The following is a 24,174-nucleotide window of genomic DNA, read 5'->3' as shown; positions in this document are numbered from 1 at the left end:
CCATCCGGACGGACCGCCGCGCGCCCGTGTCCGCGCGAAGGGACGGACGCGCAGGCCGCGCTGCGCACGGGGCTGCGCCTTCTTCCCTGTCGGGAGGCCTCCCGGCGGCGGCAGTCTTCGGGAAAACACCGCATGGAGGCCACAGTGACAACAGGAACTGCCCCCCACGGGGCGAGGCACGGTGACGACGACCGCACGGCATCCTTCGCTCAGCGGCGGCTGTGGTTCCTGGACCAGCTCGCCCGAGACTCCTCCGACTCCCTGCTCCCCCTGGCGCTGCGCGTCCGGGGCCCGCTCGACGTGCCGGCGCTGGAGAGGTCGCTGGCGGGCGTCGTGGACCGGCACGAGGTGCTGCGCACCCGGTTCACCGCCGTCGACGGCGAGCCCGTCCCGCGGGTGGACGGCCCGGGCGGTGCGGTGCTGGAGCGGACCGAGGCCGGCAGCGCCGAGGAACTGTTCGCCCGCGAGCTGGGCCGTCCGCTGGACCTGGCGACGCAGCACCCGATGCGGGCGGTCCTCGCCCGTCTGGCACCCGACGACCACCTGCTGCTCCTGGTGGTGCACCACATCGCCGTCGACGGCTGGTCGTGGGACGTGCTGCTGCGCGAGCTGGCCGCGGGCTACCGGGGTGAGGCCGTGGCCCCGCCGGCCCTGCGGTACGCCGATTTCGCCCGTGCCCAGGCCGAGCGGCTGAGCGGTCCGCGCATGGAACGCCTGCTCGGCTACTGGCGCGACCGGCTGCGCGGCACCACCCCCCTGGACCTGCCGACCGACCGGCCGCGCCCCCGGTTCTGGGACGGCTCCGGCGACGTCGTCCGCTTCACCCTGCCCGCCGACCTGGTGGCCGACGTCGACAGGGTCGCCCGCGAGCACCGCTCGACCCGCTACATGCTGCTGCTCGCCGTCTACCAGGCCCTGCTGGCCCGATGCACGGACCGTACCGACATCGCGGTGTGCACCACGATGGCCGACCGCGGCCACGCGGGAACGGCGGATCTGATCGGCCCGTTCGTCAACACCGTCGTCCTGCGCACCGACCTGTCCGGCGAGCCCGCCTTCGGAGCCCTCCTGGAGCGGGTCCGCACCGGCGTCCTGAAGGACCTCTCGCACGCCGACGCTCCGTTCGACCACGTGGTGCGCGCGGTGGGCGGCGAACGCGACCTGTCCCGCCACCCGCTGGCCCAGGCGTCGTTCACCCTGCTCAACACCGCCCACCGGCCCGTCCTCCTGCCGGGGCTGGAGGCGGAGCTGGTGGCGCCGCCACTCACCGGCACCACGATGGACGTCTTCCTCGACCTCGGTCTGCGCGCGGACGGCGGCATCGCCGCCCGGCTGCAGTACGCCACCGCCCTGTTCGACGCCGGGACCATGCGCCGGTTCGCCTCCGCCTACACAGGGCTGCTGCGCGCGGTCCTGGACGAGCCGCGGACCCCGGTGGCAGAGCTCGCCCGGCGGCTGGAGCCCCTGCGGGGCGAGTCCCCGCACGGCGAGCCACTGCCGGACGGGTCCGTGCCGGACGGGTCCGCACCGCACACGGCGGGCGTCCGGCCCCAGGCGCGGTGGAGCACCGCCCCCGACCGTCCGGCCGGTCCCGCGCCCGCTGTCGCTGTGGGGGGTGAGCCGGGTGCGGTGGCGCTGGTGTGCGGGGGGCGGTCGGTGACCTATGGCGAGCTGGACGGGTTGTCCGGTGGGCTGGCGGTGGCGCTGGTGGAGGCCGGGGTGGGCCGGGGGAGTGCGGTGGGTGTCCTGCTGCGGCGCGGGATCGGTTCGGTGGTGGCGATGGCGGCGGTGTGGCGGGCCGGTGGGGTGTATGTGCCCCTCGATCCCGATCTTCCGCTTGAGCGGCTGCGGTTCATGGCGGCCGAGGCGGGGGTGGACTGCGTCGTCGCGGACGCGGCGACCGCGGATACGGCCGCCGGGCTGGGTGCGGTCGTGGTACGGGCCGACACCGCTGCCCCCGATCCCGGTGGTCCGCGCCGCGTCCCGGACCCGCGCGACCTGGCGCATGTCATCTTCACCTCCGGTTCCACCGGCCGGCCCAAGGCGGTCGGTGTGGAGCACCACGCCCTGGCCGCCCATGTCGCCGCCGCCCGCGACCGCTACGGCATCACCGCAGAGGACCGGGTGCTGGCCTTCGCCTCCTTCTCCTTCGACGCCTCCCTGGACCAGGTGCTGCCCGCGCTGACGTGCGGCGCACAGGTGGTCGTCCGCCCGGACGAACCCTGGCTGCCGACCCAGGTGCCCGAGGTGGTCGAGCGGCACGGCGTCACCGTCGTGAACCTCCCGCCCACCTACTGGACCGAGCTGGCGTTCTCCCTCGACCGCCGTGCCGCCGCGAAACTGGCCGGTCTGCGGCTGCTGATCCTGGGCGGTGAGTCCGTACCGGCCGGCGCGCTGGCCGCCTGGCGGGCCGAGGTGCCCCACGTGCGGGTCTGCAACGCCTACGGGCCGACCGAGACGACCGTCACCTCCACCACGTACGAGGTCACCGGACCGGTGGAGGGCCGGGTGCCGATCGGCCGCCCGCTGGGCTCGCGCCGGGTGTACGTGGTGGACGCGCACGACCGGCCCGTGGACGTCGGTGTCCCCGGCGAACTGCTCGTCGGCGGGCCGGAGCTGGCGCGCGGCTATCTGGGGCGGCCGGCGCTGACCGCGGAACGGTTCGTGCCCGATCCCTTCGCCTCCGGCGGCGGCCGGCTCTACCGCACCGGCGACGTCGTCCGGTGGCTGCCGTCCGGGGACCTGGAGTTCCTCGGCCGGAGCGACGACCAGGTCAAGATCCGCGGCTTCCGCGTCGAGCTCGGCGAGGTCGAGGCGGTCCTGCGCGAGTGCCCCCGGGTGGCCGCAGCCGCCGTGCGACCCGACACCGGTACCGGCCAGACCCTGATCGGCTACGTCGTGACGGACGGCACCGGCGGCGCCGCCGAGCCGGCCGCGCTGCGGGCCTGGTGCACCGAGCGGTTGCCGCACTACGCGGTGCCCTCCGACTTCGTGCTCCTCGACGCGCTCCCCGCCAACGCCTCGGGCAAGCTCGACCGGGCCGCGCTGCCCGACGCCCGCCCCGACCGGGCCACCGGCCGTGTCGCCTACACCGCGCCCCGCGACGAGAGCGAGCGGATCATCGCGTCCGTCTGGGCGGACGTCCTCGGTGCCGAACGGGTCGGCATCGACGACGGCTTCTTCGACCTGGGCGGTCACTCACTGCTCGCCACGATGGCGGTCTCCCGCGTCGCCGAGCGCCTGGGCCGCGACATCGAGCTGCGCACCCTGTTCGAGAACCCCCGCATCCGGGAGTTCGGTCCGGCGGTGGCCGCCGCGCGGCGGGCCGCCGGGAACGCCGTCACCCCCGTGGACCGCTCCGGCCCGCTGCCGATGTCCTTCGCCCAGGAGCGGCTGTGGTTCCTGGACCGCACCTCCGAGGCGGGCGACGAGTACGTCCTGTGGTTCTCCTGGCGCCTGCGCGGCGGCCTGGACCGCGATGCCTGGCAGACCGCACTGGACGACATGACGGCCCGGCACGAGGTGCTGCGCACCGCGCTGGTCGAGGTGGACGGCCGTCCCGCACAGCAGGTCTGCGACCCGGCGGGCGTACCGCTGGAGTGGCGGCACGCCCCCGGTGGCGAGGACGAGGCGGCCCGGCTGGAAGCGGTGCGGGAGCAGGCCCACGCGCTCGCCACCCGCCGCTTCGACCTGGACCGCCCGCCGATGCTGCGCGCCGGGGTGTGGGAGCTGGAACCGCGCGACCACGTCGCCGTCCTCGCCTTCCACCACGTGGCCACCGACGGCTGGTCCAAGGACGTCTTCACCGAGGAACTGGCGGCCTGCTACCGGGCGCGCCTGGCGGGCCGGGCCCCGACGCTGCCCGAACCGCCCGTGCAGTACGGCGACTTCGCGGTGTGGCAGCGCGACCGGGCCGGGGACGGGACGCTGGAGGGCCGGCTGGACTACTGGGAGGAGGAGCTCAAGGGCCTCCCGGCGCTGCGGCTGCCCACCGACCGCCCCCGCCCCGCGGCCTGGTCGGGCCGGGGCGGCGCGGTCGAGGTGGGACTGCCGTCCGAACTGGCCGCCCGGCTGGACGCCTTCGCCCGCGAGCAGGGGGCGACGCGCTTCATGGTGCTCCTGGCCGCGGTGCAGACGGTGCTGGCCCGCTGGTCCGGGCAGGACGACGTGCCGGTGGGCACCCCCGTCGCCGGCCGCGGCCGGACGGAGCTGGAGCGGCTGGTCGGATTCTTCGTCAACACCGTCGTCCTGCGCACCGACCTGTCCGGCTCCCCCACCTTCGCCGAACTGCTCGGAAGGGTCCGCGCGACCGTGCTGGGCGCCTTCGACCACCAGGACGTGCCCTTCGAGAAGCTGGTGGAACGGCTGCGGCCCGAGCGCGACCTGTCCCGCAACCCCCTGTTCCAGGTGATGGTCGACGTCCAGGAGAGTCCCGCGGCGGGGCCGGACATCGAGGGCCTGGAGGCGACCGGCTTCGACCTGCCGTGGGCGTCGGCCAAGTTCGACCTGACCACCACCTTCCTCCTCTATCCCGACCGGTTCGCACTCAACGTCGAGTACGCGGCCGACCTCTTCGACGCCGCCACCGTCACCCGGCTGGCCGAACACGTGGGACGGGTACTGGCCGCCGTCACGGCCGACCCGGACATCCCCGTCCACCGGGTGGACCTGCTCTCCCCCGCCGAACACGCGCACCTGGTCGCCACCGCGGGGGCGGACGGGCCCGAGGCCGGGCCGGATTCGTTCGCCGCTGTCGCTGTGGGGGGTGAGCCGGGTGCGGTGGCGCTGGTGTGCGGGGGGCGGTCGGTGACCTATGGCGAGCTGGACGGGTTGTCCGGTGGGCTGGCGGTGGCGCTGGTGGAGGCCGGGGTGGGCCGGGGGAGTGCGGTGGGTGTCCTGCTGCGGCGCGGGATCGGTTCGGTGGTGGCGATGGCGGCGGTGTGGCGGGCCGGTGGGGTGTATGTGCCCCTCGATCCCGATCTTCCGCTTGAGCGGCTGCGGTTCATGGCGGCCGAGGCGGGGGTGGACTGCGTCGTCGCGGACGCGGCGACCGCGGGTGTCTGCGACGCGCTCGCACTCCCCGCCGTACCGGCCGACGAGGTACGCCCCGATCCCGGTGGTCCGCGCCGCGTCCCGGACCCGCGCGACCTGGCGTACACCATCTTCACCTCCGGTTCCACCGGCCGGCCCAAGGCGGTCGGTGTGGAGCACCACGCCCTGGCCGCCCATGTCGCCGCCGCCCGCGAACTGTTCGCGATCACCGCAGAGGACCGGGTGCTGGCCTTCGCCTCCTTCTCCTTCGACGCCTCCCTGGAGCAGATCCTGCCCGCGCTGACGTGCGGCGCGACCGTGGTCGTCCGCCCCGACGAGGTGTGGTCGGTGGAGGAGCTGGCCGCACGGGTACGCGACGGGGGGATCACCGTCATGGAACTCACCCCCTCCTACTGGGAGGAGGTGGTCGCCGGGCTGGAGACGGTCGCGGACGACCTCGCGAGCCTGCGCCTGCTGGTCACCGGGGGAGAGGAGCTGCCCTCGGGGCCGCTGGAGCGATGGTTCGCCCATCTGCCCGGTGTCCCCGTCGTCAACACCTACGGGCCCACCGAGTCGGTCGTCTCCGCCACGGCCCACCCGGTCACCGGACCGGTGGAGGGCCGGGTGCCGATCGGCCGCCCGCTGGGCTCGCGCCGGGTCTACGTGGTGGATCCCCACGGGAACCTCGCCCCGCTCGGTGTCCCCGGCGAACTGCTCGTCGGCGGGCCGGAGCTGGCGCGCGGCTATCTGGGGCGGCCGGCGCTGACCGCGGAGCGGTTCGTGCCCGACTCCTTCGCCTCCGGCGGCGGCCGGCTCTACCGCACCGGCGACATGGTGCGCCGACTGCCCTCGGGCGAACTGGAGTTCACCGGCCGGAGCGACGACCAGGTCAAGATCCGCGGCTTCCGCGTCGAGCCGGGCGAGACCGAGGCCGTGCTGCGCCGCCACCCCGGCGTCCACTCGGCCGCCGTCGTGGTCCGCGATCTGCGCGGCGAACGCTCCCTGGTGGGCTACGCCGCGGGCCGAGGCCTCAGTGCCGAGGCCCTGGCCGCCCACTGCCGCGCCCATCTGCCCGCCTATCAGGTGCCGGCCGCCTTCGCCTTGCTCGACGCCCTGCCGCTGACCGTGCAGGGCAAGCTCGACACCGCCGCCCTGCCCGAGCCCGAACTCCCCGCCCCCATCCGGTTCGCACCGCCGAGGACCCCCACCGAGACGGTGACGGCGCAGATCTGGGCCGAGGTGCTGGGGGTGCCCAGGGTCGGCGTGCACGACGACTTCTTCGCACTGGGAGGGCACTCGCTGCGCGCCGTGGCCGCCGCGTCCCGCCTGCGGGCCGCCTTCGACTGCCCCGTCCAGGTCCGCGACCTGTTCGAGCACCCCACCGTCGAGTTGCTCGCCGCCGAGGTGGAGCGGCAGCTCGTCGAACTGATCTCCGCGATGAGCGACGACGAGATCGACCTGTCCCTGACGGTGGACCACCAAGACTGAGATTGGACGGAACGCGCCATGACCACTTCGGAGATCCAGCCCGAGATCCAGCCCGAGATCCGGCCCGATGCCCGGACCGGCGCCCGCCCCGAGTCCCGGCCCCGGACAGCGCGCCCCGCACTGTCGCCCGCCGCCCGGCGGCTGCTGGAGCAGCGGCTGCGCGGACTGGCCGGAACCGCCCCGGCCGCCATACCCCGGCTCTCCCCGCGCCCCGACCGCGCGCCCCTGTCCGCCGCGCAGCAGCGCCTGTACTTCCTCGACCAGCTCGATCCCGGCGCCACCACCTACCTGATGCCCGCCGCCTGGCGGCTGACCGGTCCGGTGGACACCGCCGCGCTCGACGCGGCCGTCCGCGACCTCGTCGCCCGCCACGAGCAGCTGCGGGTGACCTTCCCCGCCCACGACGGCGTCCCGCACCAGCGCGTCCACCCCGCGGGCCGGTCCCGTCTGGAGACGGCGGACCTGGCGGCCTTCCCCGGGCGGACCCTGGACGAGGCCGTACGGGAGGTGGCGACGCGCCCCTTCGACCTGGCGGCCGAGACGCCCTTCCGGGCCACCCTGCTGAGGGCCGCCGACGACGACCACGTCCTGGTCCTCGCCATGCACCACATCGTCTCCGACGGCTGGTCGCTGGAGATCCTCGTGCGCGACCTGCGCGAACTGTACCGCGCCAGGGTCGAGGGCGGCCCGGCCGAACTGCCCGAACTGCCGATCGACTACACCGACTACGCGGTCTGGCAGCGTGGCGCCGACGAGGCCGCCGACCTCGGCTACTGGCGCACCCGGCTGGCCGGCCTGACCCCGCTGGAGCTGCCCGCCGACCACCCGCGCACCGGTACCCCCCGCCACACCGGTGCCGTGTACACCGCCGAGCTGCCCGGCAGGCTGTCGGCGGCGCTGAACGAACTGGGGCGGCGCACCGACACCACCTCGTACATGGCGGTGATGGCGGCGTTCCAGGCGGCGCTGGCCCTGCACAGCGGCCAGGACGACATCGCCATCGGCACGGTCGTCGCCAACCGGGAGCGGCCCGAGACCGAGCAACTGGCCGGGTTCTTCGTCAACACCCTCGTCATGCGCGCCGACCTCTCCGACGATCCCACCCCGGACCTGCTGCTCGCCCGCACCCGCGAGAGCGTCCTGGGCGCGCTGTCCCACCAGGGCCTGCCCTTCGAGCGCGTCGTCGACGAGCTGAGCCCGGAGCGCGACCTGACCCGCAACCCGCTGTTCCAGGTGCTGTTCACCCAGGCCCCGGCGGGGCAGGGGGCCTTCGGGCTCGGCGGGGCCACGGGCACGCCCTTCCGCATCGACCACACCACCGCCAAGTTCGACCTGGCCCTGGAGCTGCGCGAGGACGGCGCCCGCCGCGAACTGGTCTTCGTCTACCGCCCCGACCTGTTCGAAGAGGAGTCCGTGGCCCGGCTGGCCGCGCACACCGTTGCCCTGCTGCGCACCTTCACCGAGACGCCCGACGCCCCGCTGAGCACCGCCGACCCGCTGACCGGCGCCGAGCGCGCCGCCCTGCTCGGCCCAGGCGGTCCGGCCTGCCCCGTACGGCCGGGCGGGACCGCCCCGCGCACCGCGCCCGAGCGCCTGGCGGAGCACATCGCGCGTACCCCGGACGCACCTGCCGCCGTCGGCGGCGGCCGGACGCTGACCTACGCGCGGCTCGACGCCGCGGCCTCCGCCCTGGCCCGCCGGCTGCGCGCGGCCGGCATCGGGCGCGAGTCGCTGGTCGGGGTCTGCCTCGACCGCTCGGCCGACCTGGCCGTGGCACTGCTCGGGGTGTGGCGGGCCGGTGCGGCCTACCTGCCGCTGGACCCCTCCCATCCGCGCGCCCGCCGCGAGTTCACCCTCACCGACGCCGGCGTCTCCTTCGTCGTCGCCGACGCCACCGGCCGCGCTGCGGTCCAGGGACTGCCGGTCGACGTGATCCCCCTCGACGGCGCCGCCGACGCGGCCGTCTCCGCCGCCGGACCGGTCTCCGACACCGGTGACGCCCGCCCCGCGCCGGAGGACCTCGCCTACGTCATCTACACCTCCGGCTCCACCGGCCGCCCCAAGGGCGTGGAGATCACCCACGCCAACCTCGCCTGGCTGCTCGGCGCGGCCGACCGCCACTTCGACTTCGGCCCGCGCGACGTGTGGACCCTGGCGCACTCACCGGCCTTCGACTTCTCCGTGTGGGAACTGTGGGGGCCGCTCACCAGCGGCGGCCGCGTCGTGGTGCTCACCGAGGAGCAGGTCCGCGACCCCGCCGCGATCCTGGCCGTCCTGCGCGACGAGAAGGTCACCGTCCTCAGCCAGACACCCGCCGCATTCAAGGGACTGCGCACCCATCTGGACCACAGCGGGCGGGACTTCGCGGACCTCGCGCTGCGCACCGTCGTCTTCGGCGGCGACGCCCTCGACGTGCGCGACTACCGCGACTGGTTCGACACGCCCGCCGACCGCCGGCCCGAGCTGGTGAACATGTACGGCATCACCGAGACCACCGTGCACGTCACCCACCGGCCGCTGACCGCCGCCGACACCCACGCCCCGGCACGCTCGCCGATCGGCCGGCCGCTGACCGGCCAGCACGGCTACGTCCTGGACCGGTACGGGCGCGGGCGCCTGGTGCCGCAGGGCACGGTGGGCGAGCTGTACGTCGCCGGCGGCGGCGTCGCGCGCGGCTACCGGGGCCGCCCCGAACTGACCGCCGAACGCTTCCCCACCGACCCCTTCGGCCCGCCCGGCGCCCGGATGTACCGCACCGGCGACCTGGTGCGCGTCCTGCCCGACGGGCAGCTCGCCTACGTCGGCCGCGCCGACCACCAGGTCAAGATCCGCGGCTACCGCATCGAGCCCGGCGAGATCGAGACCGCCCTGCGCGCCCAGCCCGGAGTGACCGACGCCGCGGTGGTGGCCCGCCCCGGGCCGCACGGCGGCGCCCGGCTGGTCGCCCACGTCGTCATGACCGAGGGCCGTCCGCTGGACGCGCCGGCGCTGCGCGAGAGGCTGCGCCTGACACTGCCCGACTACATGGTGCCGGCACTGTTCACACGCCACCCCAGGCTGCCGGTCACCGCCAACGGCAAGGTCGACCGCGCCGCCCTGACGGCGGTCGCGGACGAGGGCGCACCGGACCCGGCCGGCCACGTCCCGCCCTCCGGCGCGACCGAGGTGGCCCTGGCCCGCATCTGGGCGGAGGTCCTGGGCGTCGAACGAGTCGGCCGTACGGCCGGATTCTTCGACCTCGGAGGCGATTCCATCCTGGCCCTGCGGGTGATCGGTCTGGCCCGCTCGGCAGGCCTCGCCCTGACCGTGGCCGATCTCTTCCGGGCCCGCACCCTGGCCGACCTCGCCCGCCGTGCCGGCAAGGCCGGCCACGCGCCCGCCCCCGTCGAGCCGTTCTCCCAGCTGGACGCGGCCGACGCGGCCCGGCTGCCCGACGGACTGGAGGACGCCTACCCGCTCACCATGCTCCAGGCCGGCATGCTCCACGAGATGCTCGCCGACCCGCGGCGCGGCGCGTACCACAACGTCACCGATCTGAAGATCACCGTCCCGGAGGGCTTCGACCTCGGCGCCTTCCAGGCCGCCGTGGACACCGTGGTGCGCGGCCACGGCATCCTCCGCTCCTCCATCGACCTGACCTCCTACCGTGAACCACTCCAGCTGGTGCACCGCACCGCCAAGCTTCCGGTCGGCTACACCGATCTGCGCGGACTGTCCCGCCAGGAGCGGCGCGACGCCGTCCGCCGCTTCGTGGCCGAGGAGTTCGAGCGCCGTTTCGACCTGGCCGCCGCGCCGCTGGTCCGCATCCACCTGCACCACACGGGCGACCACGAGCTGCGGCTGGTCCTCACCGACTGCCATGTCGTACTGGACGGCTGGAGCCTGACCTCCCTCGTGGCGGACCTGCTCGACCTGCACCGACGCGCGGTGGCCGACGGCCGGCCCCCCGAACTTCCGCCCGCGCCCGCCTTCGCCGAGTACGTGGCCCTGGAGCGGGCCGCGCTGCGCGGCGAGGAGGCGCTGGACTACTGGCGCTCGGCGCTGGCCGAACTCCGCCCCGTCCGCTTCCCCCGGCGCGGCGACGGAGGCGGCGACGGAGACGGGCACGGGGGGAGGCCCGTCCACGAGGTGCGGCGCTCCTGGGCGGCGCTGGCCGAGCCGATCGGACGGCTGGCCCAGGCGGCCGGGGTGCCCCGGCGCACCGTCCTGATCACGGCCTTCCACCACACCATGAGCCTGTTCGCCGAACGGGACGAGGCCGCCGCGGGACACTCGGTCGGCCTGGTCACCAACGGCCGGCCCGAGGTGCCCGGCGCGGACCGGATGCGCGGGCTGTTCCTCAACACCGTGCCCTTCGGCGTCGAACGCCCGCGGGGGAGCTGGCTGGAGTACCTGCGCGCGGTGTTCGCCGCGGAACAGGAGATGCTGCCCCACCGCCGGATGCCGCTGGCGAGGATGGCGCAGCTGAGGCCCGGTGAGCCGAACCCGGTCGAGGCGGTCTTCAACTACGTCAACTTCCACCGGCTCTCCCACGACACCTGGGACGAGTCCCTGGAGATCGCCAGGACCATGTTCCCGCTGCTGGTCAACGCGAGCGTGAACGGCTTCACCCTCGACGCGGACCCCGAGTACGTCGCCGAGGCCACCGCCGAGCAGCTCGCCGACGTGCTGTGCGAGCGGATCGAGGCGATGGTCGCCGACCCGCACGCCCCGGTGACCCGTCCGGCGTTGACCGGAGCCGCCCGCACCACGGCACTGAAGGAGTGGGGAAGCGGCCCGGACCGGGACAACGGCCCCCTGATGTTCCACGAACTGGTCGCCGCGCACGCCGAGCGGACCCCGGACGCGATCGCCGTCGTCCACGGCGGGCAGGAGGTCACCTACGCCGAACTGGACGCGGACGCGGCCCGGATCGCCGCTCGGCTGCACGCGCTGGGCGTCGGTCCCGAGACGGTGGTCGGCATCTGTGTCGACCGGGGCCCGGACATGGTGCGCGCCACCCTCGGCGTCCTGCGGGCCGGAGGCGCGTTCCTTCCCCTGGACCCCCAGCACCCCACCGCACGACTGGAGTTCATGGCGTCCGACAGCGGCATGCGGGTCCTGCTGACCCAGACCGCGCTTGCTTCGGCGGTGCCCTTCGACGGCCCGGTCCTGGCCCTGGACGAGCCCGGCGCGCCGAACGGACCCACCGCTCCCCGCACGCCGCCGGACGCCGTGGTGAGCGCCGGCAACCTGGCGTACATCATCTACACCTCCGGCTCCACCGGCACCCCCAAGGGCGTCGCGGTCCCCCACGACGGTCTGATCAACATGCTGGAAGGGCAGCGCGACCTGATCCGCCCGGCCCCCGGCGACCGGATCCTCCAGTTCGCCTCCTTCGGCTTCGACGCCTCCGTCCTGGAGCTGACCTGGTCGCTGGCGAACGGCGGACGGCTGGTCACCGCACCCCGGGAGGCGCTGCGTCCCGGCCCCGACCTGGCCCGCACCCTGCTCACCCACCGTGTCACCGGCGCCATGCTGCCGCCCAGCGCCCTGGCGGTCCTGGGCGAGGACCGCTTCCCCGAACTGAGGGTGCTGCAGGTGGCCGGAGAGGCGTGTCCCGCCGAGCTGGCCCGGACCTGGTCGCGCGGGCGCCGCTTCCACAACGTCTACGGTCTGACCGAGACGTCGGTGTGGTCCGTCGCCGCCGAACTGGATCCCGGTGCGGGGCGCCCGCCGATCGGCGTCCCGATGCGCAACACCAGCGCCCGGGTGCTCGACGAGGACATGCAACCCGTGCCCACCGGGGTGCCCGGCGAGATCCACCTGGGCGGGCGGGCCGTCGGCCGCTGCTACCTGAACCGGCCCGCGCTGACCGCCGCCACCTTCGTCCCCGACCCGTACGGCCCGCCCGGCTCCCGCACCTGCCGCACCGGTGACCTGGGCACCCACCGGCCCGACGGCGCGCTGGAGTGGCTGGGCCGCCGCGACACCCAGGTCAAGCTGCGCGGCTTCCGGATCGAGCTGGGCGAGGTCGAGCACGCCCTGCGCGCGCTGCCCCAGGTGCGGCAGGCGGTGGTGCTGCACCGCACCGACCTGCCGGGCGAGGCGGCACTGGTCGCCTATCTGGTCCTGCGCGACGGCGCTCGGACCTCCGTCGGGGAACTGGCGCGGGCACTGCGTGCCGGCATGCCCGCCTACATGGTGCCCGCCCGGTTCGTCTTCCTCGACGAGATGCCCGTCAACCGCAGCGGAAAGATCGACAAACGGGCGCTGCCGCTGCCTTCGGCCGAACGCGCCGAGAACGGCACCGGCTACGTCGCGCCCGCCACCGACGCCGAGAGACTGCTCGCCGAGGTGTGGCGCGAGGTACTGGGCCTGTCCCTGATCGGCGTGCACGACGACTTCTTCCGTATCGGCGGCAGTTCGCTGTCCACCGTGCGGGTGGCCGCCCTGGCCGCCGAGCGCGGCCTGCCGGTCTCGGTGCGCGACCTGATCGAGCGGCCCACCCTCGCCCAGCTCGCCGTCCGGGCCGAGGAGTCGGCCGGGAAGGCGGGCACGGTGGCCGCCGCCGTCCGCTCCGAGGTCACACTGCGGGAGGGCGCCGGAGCCCCGCTGTGGTGCGTGCATCCCACCGGCGGCAGCGCCGCGTGGTTCGTACCGCTCTCCCGCCGTCTGCCGCCGGGCCGCCCGGTGCGCGCCTTCCAGGCCCGCGGCCTGCTGGGCGGTGTGGACCCCGGCACGGTGGGCGGCATCGCGGCCAACTACGTCGCCGAGATCGCCGGCCACGGCGGTCAGGGCCCCCACGAGCTGCTGGGCTGGTCCATGGGCGCCAACATCGCCCTGGAGATGGCCACCCAGCTCCACGAGGCCGGCCACACCGTCGAGCCCCTGGTGCTGATCGAGCCCTATCTGCCCAACCCGGCGGCGCGCGACCGGCTCGCCGGAGTCGGCCGGGACATGCGCCGGGCGCTGCGGATGCGCGACCGCCTGCGCGCCCTGCCGCCGTCGCCCGAGCGCGAGAAGGCGGCGGCCGAACTCACCGCACTGCTGCTGGGCGCGGGGATGAGCCCCGGCGAGGCCGCCCTGGTGGACAAGGCGCCGATCGAGGTGTGGCACTCGCTGCTCACCGCCCTGGCCGGCTACGAGGTGCGCCCCTACCCGGGCCACGTCCACCTCGTGGTCGGAACCCTGGCCGCCGGGCTGCCCGACGGCGAGCCCATGCCCGGTCTCGACGTCGACTACCGCGCCTACGTGGCCCGCTGGCACGAGACGGCCCTGGGCGGCCTGACCGTCCACGTCACCGAGGGAGACCACATGTCCATGCTCGCCGAGCCGCTGGTCGCCGGCGTCGCCGACCTGCTCGGCACGGTCGGGACGGAGGCCCGGCGATGACCTCCACCACGATCACCACGGCCGGCCCGGCCCCGGCGGCCCGCTTCACCGAGCGGTACCTGCTCGACCCCGCCGTCAACGCCGACCCCTACGGTTACCTCAACGCCCTGCGTGACCACGCCCCGGTCCACTGGAGCCCCATGCACCGGGCCTGGCTGGTCACCGGCCACGAACAGGTCATGCGCTGCCTGCGTGACCCGGCGGTCTCCGCCGACCGGGTCCGCCCCCTGATGGACGCGGTCCCGCAGGGCGCCCGCGACGACGCCGAGCGCGCCTTCGCGATCCTCTCGCGCTGGATGGTCTTCAACGACCCGCCGCGGCACCGCCGCCTGCGGCAGGTGTTCCAGGAGCAGTTCGCCGCCCGCGCCGTCGCCCGCTACAGCGCCTTCACCGAGCGGGCCACCCGCGCGATGCTCACCCGCCGCGCCGCCCCCGGCCGTACCGGCGACGTCACCGCGGACATCGCCAGACCACTGCCCGCCCTGGTCTTCGCCCGCTGGCTGGGCGTACCGCAGGCGCACGCCCCCTCCTTCTGGTACTGGAACGCCCGCGTGGGCGACCTGGTCCTGGGCGCCGCCCAGGAGGAGAGCGAGTACCGCACCTCGCTGCGGTCCCTGGTCAGCCTGGAGGAGTACCTCGCCGGCCTGGTCGCCGAGCGCCGAGCCGAACCGAAGGACGACCTGATCAGCTCCGTCCTGGCCGGCGGCCGGATCGGCGACGGCGTCAGCGAGGAGGAGTTCGTCGGGATGCTCACCCAGATGGCGTTCGCCGGGGGCGAGACCACGGGCAACCTCATCGCCAACACCCTGCTCGCCCTGCTGCACCGACCCGACCAGCTCCAGGCGGTACGCGACGAGCCGGAACTGGTCGCCGCGGCCGTCGAGGAGACCCTGCGCCTGGACGGGCCCTCGAAGATGTCCATCAGGACCGCCGCCCGCGACACCGGGCTGGACGGTCACACACTCCGCGCCGGTGACCGGATCTTCCTGGTCACCGCCGCCGCCAACCGCGACCCCGCCCGCTTCCCGGACCCGGACGCCTTCGACGTGCGGCGCACCGGCGGCACCCACCTGGGCTTCGGTTTCGGCGCCCACTTCTGCATCGGTGCCGCGCTCGCCCGGCTGGTGGCCTGCGCGGTCGTCGGCGTCCTCGTCCGCGACTACCCGGACCTGCGCCTGGACGGGACGCGGCACACCTGGCAGCTCTCGCTGCTCAACCGCAGCCTGACCGCCCTGCCCGTCCGCTACTGACACAGCCCGCACTCCACCGACCCTCTCCCCGGACCGCCCTGCCCGGCGGTCCGGGGAGGGCCCGACGAAAGGCACAGGTCCCACGATGGCGACCACCCTCACGGGCGCCGGCCCACGGCTGTGGGCCCCCGCCCGGCAGCGCTCCTTCCGCCTGCTGTGGCTGGGTCAGTCCCTGTCGCTGCTCGGCGACGGATTCAGCTACATCGCGTTCTCCTGGATGACCCTCACCCTGACCGGCTCCACCCTCGCGCTCGGCTACGTGCTGGCCTTCCAGGCGGTGCCCAGAGCCCTGCTGACCCTGGTCGGCGGCTCGCTCGGCGACACCTGGTCCCCCCGTACCCTGATGGTCTGCTCAAGCTGGGCCAGAGCCGTCCTGATGGCGGCGGTCGGACTGGGCGGGCTGACCGGCACGCTCCAGCTGTGGATGCTGTGCGCGGCCGCCGCGGCCTTCGGCGCGGTCGACGCCTTCTTCCAGCCCGCCCGGGTCTCGATCCTGCCCTCGGTGGTGGACAAGGAGACGCTCACCTCCGCCAACGCCCTGCTCGGCGCGGGTGCCCGGGTCTCCGCCGTCCTGGGCCCGGCCACCGGCGGCCTCGTGGTCGCCCTCTCCCAGGCGCCCGTCGCCTTCCTCGTCGACGCGGTGTGCTTCGCCCTGTGCGGACTGTGCGTCGCCCGCATCCGCACCGCCCCCCGCGAGAAGGAGGCCGCCGACCCGGACTCCGGTGCCCCCTCGCCGGAGGCCGGCGCCGGGGACTCGCTGGCCGCCCGGATACGGGCCGGGGTGCGCTACGCGTGGCGGGACCCGCGCATCCGCACCATGCTGGCCGTCGACACGGCCGTCAACTTCTGCTACGCTGGGCCGTTCACCATCGGCTTCGCCACCCTGGCCAGGACCTCCCTGGACGGCGGCTCGGCGACCCTGGGCCTGCTCAACGGGGCGCTGGCGGGAGGGGCCATCCTGGGCACCCTCGCGGGCGGTGCCGTCGGGGGGCGGCCCCGGGTGGGCCTGCTGATCGCGGGGCTGGCCGGATGGCTGGCCGCGGGCATGGCCCTGCTCGGCGTCCTGGACCACCCGGCGGCGGCGGTGGGGACGGTGCTGGTGATGGGGTTCGCCATCGGCTTCCAGGGGGTCTTCGGACTGAGCTGGATCCAGCGCAACATCCCGCAGTCGGTCCTCGGCCGGGTGATCTCGGTCGACATGGTCCTCGGCTACGCCGTCGCGCCCGTGTCACTGATCGCCTGCGGCGCCCTGGCCCAGATCGGCACCGGAGTGATGTTCGCCGGCGTCGCCCTGGTCCTGGCGCTGACCGCGCTGGGCGTGCTCGCGTCCGGCTCCGTACGCGCGATGCGGTGACCGGAGTGCTCCGGCGGGCCGGGACGGGAGGGGCCGGGTCACAGGGAGGCCGAAAGGGCGCACAGGGCGGCCCGGTTGGACCGGCCGGTCTTGGCGACGAGGCTGGCGATGTGCTTCTCGACGGTGCGCGGCGAGATGTGGAGGCGGCCGGCGATGTCCTTGTTGCCCAGCCGCTCGGCCAGCAGCACGAACACCTCGTACTCGCGGACCGTCACGCCCCGGGCCCGCAGTTCCTCGGGGATGCGGCTGGTCCCGCTGCGGTGCTGGTGGACGGGCGCGCCCAGGCGCCGCAGCGCCGCTCGGCAGGCGTTGGCGACGGCGGGCACGCCCTGCTGGTGGAAGTGGTGCTCGGCGCGCCGCAGCCAGGCCACCGGTTCACCCCACCCGCTCTCGTGGGCCGCCTCGGCGACGAGCCGCATGCCCAGGTGGAGGGCGGTGGGGTACGGCTCGGCGGCGCGCAGCGCCTCACCGGCCGCGGCCGACGCCTCCCGCGGTCTGCCCTCCCGGCCCAGCAGCACGGCATCGGCCAGCAGGACGAACTGCCGGTTCCAGCGCAGACGGCCGGGCGCGGTGGCGGCGGCCTCCTCCTGCCCGGGGCGGCCGACGTCCCCCGTCAGCACGCCCAGCAGCAACCCGATACCGCTGCGCCCGCCGAGGTAGTACGTGCTGGGATTGTCGCGCTCCAGTTCGCAGACGGCCCGCAGTTCGCGCCGGGCCAGCTCCCCGTCCTCCTCCAGCAGCGCGCAGAACGCCCTCGCCAGGCCCGCGGTGAGCGGTTCCTCCTGGGAGCCGGCGCCGTCCCACTCGGCGAACGCGGCCAGCGCCTCGTCCATCGCAGCCCTCTCGCCCTGATGGGCCGCCAGGGCCGCCCTGGCCATCAGCACGTAGCGGACGGCCGGGGCCAGCCGCAGGCGCCGCACGACGGCCAGGCACTCCTCGGCGGCGTCCCGCGCGGCACCGAACTCCCCGCGCAGCACGGAGTCCAGGATGAGGATGCCGTCGATGGTGTAGACGATGGTGGCCGACCCCAGCCGCAGCGCCTCCTCGCGGGCGGCGCTCAGGCCGGCCGTGTCCCCCTCCGACAGCCAGGCGTTGCCGCCGATCCGGGTCAGCGCGTACATGCGCCGCAGCGGGAGCCGGTGCCGTTCCGCCGTGGCCAGGGCGCGCTCCAGCATGGCCTGGGACTCGGCGGGGTCGCGTTCGCGGGCCACGGTGGCCAGCAGTTCCCACGCCTGGCAGGCGACCGTGGGCAGGCCGTGCCGCTGCGCGGCCTCCACCGCCGAGCGGGCGAGCTTCTCGGCCTGGTGGGTGCGGTCCGTGCCCGGTGTGTCCAGGGCGAGGTAGGCCGAGGCCACGTCGACGGACGCGGCGGCGGCCTCGTCGGGCGCGGGACCCAGGGCGGCACGGGCCCGCACGACCTGCCGGTTGCCGTCGGCCCAGCGGCCCGCGGTGTGGGCCACCTTGGCGAGCCGGGTGTGCAGCGCGGCCAGCCGCGTCGTGCTCAGGCCGGCCCCGCCCAGGGTGTGCAACTGGTCGGCGAGGTCGAAGGCGCGGGCGAAGTCGCCCGACTCGGCGAGCGCGGGCAGCAGGCACTCCAGGACCTCGGCCCGGCGCAGGGCGTCCCGGGTGTCCGACAGCAGCCGCTCGGCCCGGTCGAGCAGGGTGACGGCGGAACCGATCGCGCCGTCGGCCAGCGCCCGCCGTCCCGCCTGTGCGAACAGGCGTCCCGCCTCTGCCGGGTCGCCCGCCTGGGAGCGAAGCTCCGCGACCAGCGGGCACCACTGGCCGGCCAGCTCCGGGTGGAGTTCCGATGCCGCGTCCGCGGCCCGCCGCGCCAGATCGGCCCGGTTGCCGGGGGTGAGCTGGGTGAGCAGTGCCTCCACGGTCAGCGGGTGGCGGAAGGCGTACCAGTCGGGGGAGGGCTCGTCGGGGACGACGAGCTGGGCCGCGACCCCGGCGTGCAGGTGGCTCAGCAGGGCCCGGTCGTCGATGCAGGTCATCCGCTGGAGCACCGTCAGCGGGAAGCGCCGCCCGACCACGGCCGCGGCGGACAGCAGTGTCAGCCCCTGGGGCCCCAGCCGGTCGATGCGCCGCAGGATGCCCCGCGCGAGGGCGGTGGGCACGTCGCCGCGCGGATCGCCCACGACCCGCCAGCCGTCGCCGCCCTGCACCAGTGCCCCGCCGCCGATCATGGACTGCAGCAGTTCCTCGACCAGGAAGGGACTTCCGGCGCTGTCGTCCCACAGGCGCTCCAGAGCCGCCCGCGGCACCTGGTCGGGCTCGGTGCCCAGCTGGGCGGCGACCATGTCCCGGACCTGGGACCTGCTGAGCGCGGGCAGTTCGAGCACGGTGCCCGTGCCGCGCCTGCGGGCCGAGGACGCCAGGTCCAGCGCGTCGCAGAACTCGGTGCGTATGGTGGCCAGGAGCAGCACGGGCGTGTGCTCCAGGTTGTCCACCAGGTACTCGACCACCGCGAGGGTCTCCGGGTCGGCGTCGTGCAGGTCCTCCAGCAGCAGGAGCTGGCCCCGGTCCTTGCCGGCGGCGATGAGCAGCCGCAGCACCGCCTCGCCGAGGATGACCATCGAACTGCTCTCGTGGTCACCGGTGTTCCAGTCCGGTACGAGCCGCCCGAGCACCGGCCGGTAGGGGCCGAGGGCGGAGTCGTCCACCGGTTCGCCGCTGCGGAACAGGGACATCAGGGCTTCGGTCAGTGGCCGGAACGGCACGGTGGGCCCCGTCGTGCTGCTGCGGCCGCGCAGTACCCGCATTCCGGACTCGAAGGCCATGCCCACAGCCTCCGCGGCGAGCCGGGACTTGCCGACGCCCGCCTCCCCGGTCAGGAAGACGACCCCGCCGCGCCGGTCCCGCGCGTCGGACAACGCCTCGTCCAGATCGCGCAGTTGGGGGTCCCGCCCGACCACGTACGGCGCATGCGAACGCATGGACGCAGATGCTAGTTCATACGTGCTGGTGGCGGCAGACCATGCGACGCACGTGCTGCCGCACACCGCGTGACGCGCCGGTGCGGGCCCGCCGGCGGAGCGGACCCGCACCCGGAGCCGGTCTCGTCAGTGCGCCGGCGCCGAGACGGAGGTGTCCATCGAGCTGAGGGTGACCACGATGCCGCTGGTCAGCACCATTCCGGCCAGCGCGCGGGTGCGGGCGCACGCTCTGTTCCGCCCCGACAGACTGATCAGGCCCGCCGCGTCCTGCTCGCGGTCCTCCCGCTCAGGGCCGTTCTGCTCCCGGTCCGGGCAGGTGGTCAGGTCGGTGTCGGCGGAGAGCGGCGACTGGGCTTCGGCGGACGGCTTGTTCATGGGGACGGTCTCCTTCTGTCGCTGTGCACGGGCTGACGCGGAATGGCGGGAGAAGCCTGTGGGTCACGGGGCGGTGGGCGGACGGCCCGAGGCCCCGGGGGAGTGGTCTAACAGGAGGACGGAGGGGACCGTCTCCGGAAAGCCCAGCCTGAGCAGGGCGTATCCGATGCCGGACAGGCCGGTGAGCAGACCGGGGGACGGTACGTGGTCGGGGGTGCCGCAGCGGTGGCCCTGCTGCTCGATGAGGCCGAGGACCTCTCCGGCACGGTGGCCGAGCGATTCCCCGGCGCCGGCGTGGTGCCGCCCGGCGAGCACGGCCATCGCCTCCAGGCGGCCCAGGGCGCCGTGGCGCAGACTCAGGTCGCCGGTACGCGCCGGGCCGGCCAGCAGCCGCACACAGTGGTCGAGCACGTCGTCGGGGACCGCCGGTCCGACGGTGCCCAGCGTGTCGGCGGCGGACGACACCACGCCGGCCAGTCCCGAGTGCCATGACAGGTCACGGGCCCCGCCGTCCTCACCGGCCGGTGAGGACGGTTCACCTGCCGACGCGTCCAGAGCCGACCGCAGCAGACCGGCCCCGGCACGGGCGTACGGCAGGGGCCCGTCCGTCCCGGCTTCCGGCAGCGCGGCGGCGTACCGCAGCAGGGCCCAGCCGATGCCGGCGTCACCGTGGGCGAAACCCGGCCCTCCGGTCCGTTTCCCTCCGGCCAGGGGCAGCAACCGGTCCGCGACGCGCCGGGCCAGTCCGGCCGCTCCGGGAGCGTCGGCCACCCGGTGCGCCAGGACGGCCGCGGGCAGCGCTCCGGCGAGGCCGCCGGCCAGTGACGCGTGGCCGGAGCCCTCGGGCCGGGCGTCCACGGCGTGTCCGAGGGCGGTCAGGGCGGCGGGCAGACAGTCACCGACGCCGTCGAGCAGGGCGGTCAGCCGCACCAGCGTGTAGACGATGCCGCCCAGCCCGTCGAGGGCGCCCGGGCCGGCCGCGGCGCTCAGCTCGGGGTCCGCCGCCAGCGCGGACAGCAGCGGCGGCAGCGGCCGTACGGCCTCCCGGGCCAGTGCCGTGTACCGGTCGGCTCCGGAGAGCGAGCCGATCTGGGCCAGGAAGAGGGCGACTCCGCAGTACCCCTGTGCGAGTGAGCCGCCCATCGGCAGCACCGCCCAGTGCGTGCCGGTGACCTGCTCCAGCCCCAGCCAGTTGGCCCGGCCGCCGTCGCGGACCGCACGGGCCGCGATCTCGTCGGCGATCCCGCACGCCGCGGCCAGCAGCCGGGACGGCTCGGGCACCACAGCCGGGGCCGGACGTACGGCCAGTGCCGAACGCGGCCCGCGCACCGGCGCGTTGGCGCCGGTGACGGCGAGCGCCGCCGAGATGACCCACTCCTGGTCGTAGCGGTCCACCTCGCTCATCGCGGCGATCTTCTCCCGGACGGTCGCCAGGGCCGAGGCGGGCAGCACCCGGTCCAGGCGTGCCCCCCGGGACGTCCACACCGCCGTGCGGTCCGGCCGGTGGAAGAACAGCGGTACGTCGCCGCGCCACAGGTCCTCGATCTCGTGCTCGATCAGCCGCTGCCGGGCCGGGTCGCAGGCCGACTCCGTCCACAGCAAGGCGAAAACCGCTTCCCTGGCCAGTGCGTCGCGCAGCAGATCGGGGTGGGCGGACTCCTCCAGGAGGGTCGCGTAGAGCCGGGTGGAGCGCACGATCAGCCGGGCGGGGCAGTGGGCCCAGCGGGCCAGCGGCCCGTGGACGCCGAGGAGTTCGTCCCGGTGTCCGGCGATCGCGTCGTACCCGGCCCGGAACCCCTCCAGCAGCGCGGCCCGGTGGTCGGCCCGTCCGGCTCCCCCGCCGGGCGGCAGCGGCTGGTTCTGCCCCGCGGAGCTCTCCACCGGGCCGCGCACCACGCGCATCCCGTCCGTTCCCGCACCCTCCCACCGCACCCCGTCGCCGGGGCACGTGCCGGCCCCGTCCCGGCCGAGGGCGGAGATGTCCAGCGCGCCGTCCTCCCCGATCAGCAGGTGCGGCAGCAGACAGGTGCGGTGCACCGACGCGTACAGGGCTCGCGCGGCGGGGTCGTGCCCCGCGGTCTCCGCCTGCGGCAGTCCGGAGTGGAGGAGGGTCTCGGCATCCACCGGGACCGGCTGGTCGCCGCAGGCGATGACGTTCTCGTAGTGCATGTCCGCGCCGTCCACCGCGTACAGCAGGGCCAGCAACGCGCCCTGCCGGCGGTAGAACCGGTCGGCCTCGGTGACCGAGGCGCACCACCGGTGCTCGACGAACTCCAGCCAGCCGTATCCCTCGCCGCTTACCGACCGGGGGGTGCGCAGGCCCAGGCCCGGCACCTTGCCGTTGAGCCAGTCCGCCGCCTCGTCCAGCAGGGAGTGCTGGTCCAGGGGACGGGGCTTGTAGACGACGGCGGCACCGGAGGCGAAGTGCAGCAGGGCCACGGACCGGCCGCCCTGATGGGCGTCGCCGCGACCGAGGTCCATCCGCACCAGGGGACCGGGGTCGTCCCCCGCGAACAGCTCGGAGACCAGGACGGCACGGTCGGCACCGAGCCTGTCGAGCATCTCGGCCATGGCGTCGGCGGCGTCCGCGCAGCTCTGGCCGAGCATCCGGGCCAGGACCGGGTAGCGGGTGAACAGCCGGGCCAGTCCCCGCCGGGTGCCCAGGTCCGCGGTGAAGGAGGCGAACCGGTCCCGCGGGGTGGCGCCCGGGAGCCGTCCCGCGGCGCGGGCCCGGTGCAGTTCCCTCACCAGCGTCCGGCCGGCCTGGCGGGCGATCCGGTCCCCGAGCCGTTCCTCGAACGCCGCCCGCGCCGGAGAGTGTTCGGCGGCGGACCGACCGGTGCGGGCGGCCACCTGGGACCAGGCGAGCGAGAGCAGGGGGCGCAGCGCGGGCAGGAACACCGCGGGCCCCTCAGCGTCGAGGCCGGCCGGGCCCTCCGGCTCCACGGGGGCCGCGGCGACCGCACGCTCGATGTAGCCGGCCCACTCCGGTTCCGCGGCCCGTGCGCCCAGCCGCTCGGGAAGCTCCTCCCCGAGGGCGCACGCGAGGCCGCCGTCCAGGCCCAGGTCCGCCAGTCGGGCGGCGAACCCCGCGTCGTCCCCCGTGGCCCACGGCGCCCGGCGGCCCCGGTCGGCCGCGGCCCGCCCGCCCGCCGGCGGCCCCGGGGCGGCGAGCCGCTCGCGCAGGGTCAGCCCCCGCGCCCACCACCAGCGCGGCAGGGACGTGGCCGGGGTCTCTCGCAGAACGGCGGAATCAGTCACAGGACCAACGTCGCAGAGCTTCGGAACCCCCACATGGGGGCAGAGCCCCCATATTCTTTCCGGCCGCCCCCACCGGGCCCTGCCCCAGGGCCGCAGGGCCCGCCGCGCCCCTGCCTGACCCTTCCGCGAGCCCCGGCGAGCCCGCCCGTCCGGGGCCCGGAGGCACCGGTTGCGCACGGTGGGCGGGCGCCGGCGGCAAAGGTGGGGGACAGGACCCGATGCCGTCCCCGCCCCATCGGCGCAGCCTGTTGTGCACTGCCCCTGCTCGCCCGCCCGCCGCGGACCCGGCGGCGGATGACTTTCGGAGGATCCGGTGGGAGAACCCGTACCTGTCAGCGTCGTCGCACTCGACCCGGTGCTGGAGGCCGGCACAGTGAGCGCCCTGTCCCTCTGCCCGGAGGTCTCCGTGGTGGTGCCGGGGGAGGAGCCGCGGGTCGTTGTCATGACCGTCGACCGGTTCGCCCGCGCCGAGCTGGACGTGCTGCGCACCGTCCGCGACACCCGGGCCCGGCCCGCGGTGGTCCTGGTCGCCGGTGAACTGGACCGGGGCGAGTCCCTGCACGCCCTCGCCTCCGGCGCCCGCTGTCTGCTGCGCCGCCGGGAGGCCGACGCCCCCCGGCTGGCACGCGCCGTCCTCGCCGCGGCCCGGGGCGACTGCACCCTGCCTCCCGACCTGCTCGACAGTCTGCTGGACCGTTCCGCCGACGGCGGCCGGTCCTCCGGTGGGGTGCCGGCCCCCTGGGCCGCCGCGGGCCTGTCGGACCGGGAGCGCTCGGTGCTGCGCATGGTCGCCGACGGCCACGGAACCGGGGAGATCGCGCGGTGCCTGGCCTACTCGCAGCGCACGGTGACAACCATCGTGCACGACATCACACAGAGGTTCCGGGTCCGCAACCGCGCCCACGCGGTGGCCTACGCGCTGCGGGCGGGCCTGCTGTGAGCGTCGCACGCGCGGCTGCCGGGCCGCAGTCGGTGGCGGTGCCCGCGTTGTGCCGCGTGGGCGGAGAAGCTCACGAGGAGAAGGTGAGCGTCGCACGCGCGGCTGCCGGGCCGCAGTCGGTGGCGGTGCCCGCGTTGTGCCGCGTGGGCGGAGATGGGG

Annotated in this window: 7 protein-coding genes and 1 pseudogene; 5 read left to right on the top strand and 3 right to left on the bottom strand. The window is 75.2% G+C overall.

The annotated features are described in order from the left end of the window. Positions 1 to 144 precede the first annotated feature (144 nt). The 4 genes and pseudogenes from ACGRHY_RS00445 (at position 145) to ACGRHY_RS00430 (ending at position 16,497) form a co-directional block, all read left to right on the top strand. The gene (locus ACGRHY_RS00445) at positions 145 to 6,519 is read left to right on the top strand and encodes an amino acid adenylation domain-containing protein (RefSeq protein WP_394633379.1); all 6,375 of its coding nucleotides are present in this window, start codon (positions 145 to 147) and stop codon (positions 6,517 to 6,519) included. A gap of 66 nt (positions 6,520 to 6,585) precedes the next feature. Continuing rightward, positions 6,586 to 13,893, top strand: a pseudogene (locus tag ACGRHY_RS00440) (amino acid adenylation domain-containing protein); the annotation flags it as partial. Then, the gene (locus tag ACGRHY_RS00435; RefSeq protein WP_394633377.1) at positions 13,890 to 15,143 is read left to right on the top strand and encodes a cytochrome P450; all 1,254 of its coding nucleotides are present in this window, start codon (positions 13,890 to 13,892) and stop codon (positions 15,141 to 15,143) included. The pseudogene ACGRHY_RS00440 and the gene ACGRHY_RS00435, both read left to right, overlap by 4 nt. A gap of 85 nt (positions 15,144 to 15,228) precedes the next feature. Continuing rightward, positions 15,229 to 16,497 carry an MFS transporter gene (locus ACGRHY_RS00430; protein WP_394633376.1) on the top strand — a complete coding sequence of 423 codons (1,269 nt, stop codon included), beginning with the start codon at positions 15,229 to 15,231 and terminating at the stop codon, positions 16,495 to 16,497. Positions 16,498 to 16,535: 38 nt separating this feature from the next. On the opposite strand, the gene ACGRHY_RS00425 is transcribed toward ACGRHY_RS00430, so the two are convergent. The 3 genes from ACGRHY_RS00425 to ACGRHY_RS00415 all read right to left on the bottom strand — a co-directional run bounded on the left by ACGRHY_RS00425 (position 16,536) and on the right by ACGRHY_RS00415 (position 23,075). Continuing rightward, complete coding sequence (locus ACGRHY_RS00425; protein ID WP_394633375.1) at positions 16,536 to 19,439, bottom strand: ATP-binding protein; 2,904 nt, start codon at positions 19,437 to 19,439, stop codon at positions 16,536 to 16,538. A gap of 126 nt (positions 19,440 to 19,565) precedes the next feature. After that, positions 19,566 to 19,814: a hypothetical protein gene (locus tag ACGRHY_RS00420; protein WP_394633374.1), complete on the bottom strand. Its 249-nt coding sequence runs from the start codon at positions 19,812 to 19,814 to the stop codon at positions 19,566 to 19,568. Positions 19,815 to 19,877: 63 nt separating this feature from the next. Then, a complete protein-coding gene (locus ACGRHY_RS00415; RefSeq protein WP_394633373.1) occupies positions 19,878 to 23,075 on the bottom strand; it encodes a type 2 lanthipeptide synthetase LanM family protein in 3,198 nt (1,065 codons plus the stop codon). Positions 23,076 to 23,388: 313 nt separating this feature from the next. Between ACGRHY_RS00415 and ACGRHY_RS00410 the strand changes: the two genes are divergently transcribed. Then, positions 23,389 to 24,015, top strand: a complete 627-nt coding sequence (locus ACGRHY_RS00410) for a helix-turn-helix transcriptional regulator (protein WP_394633372.1) — start codon at positions 23,389 to 23,391, stop codon at positions 24,013 to 24,015. Positions 24,016 to 24,174 lie beyond the last annotated feature (159 nt).

Source organism: Streptomyces shinuiensis, from assembly GCF_043660855.1.
Lineage (GTDB): Bacteria > Actinomycetota > Actinomycetes > Streptomycetales > Streptomycetaceae > Streptomyces.
The sequence above is the reverse complement of the archived record's forward strand: the minus strand, read 5'-3'. Positions and strand labels throughout refer to the sequence as shown.

Bases quoted from the DNA above. Each gene is read 5' to 3' on its own strand.
- ACGRHY_RS00425 (WP_394633375.1), bottom strand. From the start codon at position 19,439: ATGCGTTCGCATGCGCCGTACGTGGTCGGGCGGGACCCCCAACTGCGC.
- ACGRHY_RS00430 (WP_394633376.1), top strand. From the start codon at position 15,229: ATGGCGACCACCCTCACGGGCGCCGGCCCACGGCTGTGGGCCCCCGCC.
- ACGRHY_RS00435 (WP_394633377.1), top strand. From the start codon at position 13,890: ATGACCTCCACCACGATCACCACGGCCGGCCCGGCCCCGGCGGCCCGC.
- ACGRHY_RS00420 (WP_394633374.1), bottom strand. From the start codon at position 19,814: ATGAACAAGCCGTCCGCCGAAGCCCAGTCGCCGCTCTCCGCCGACACC.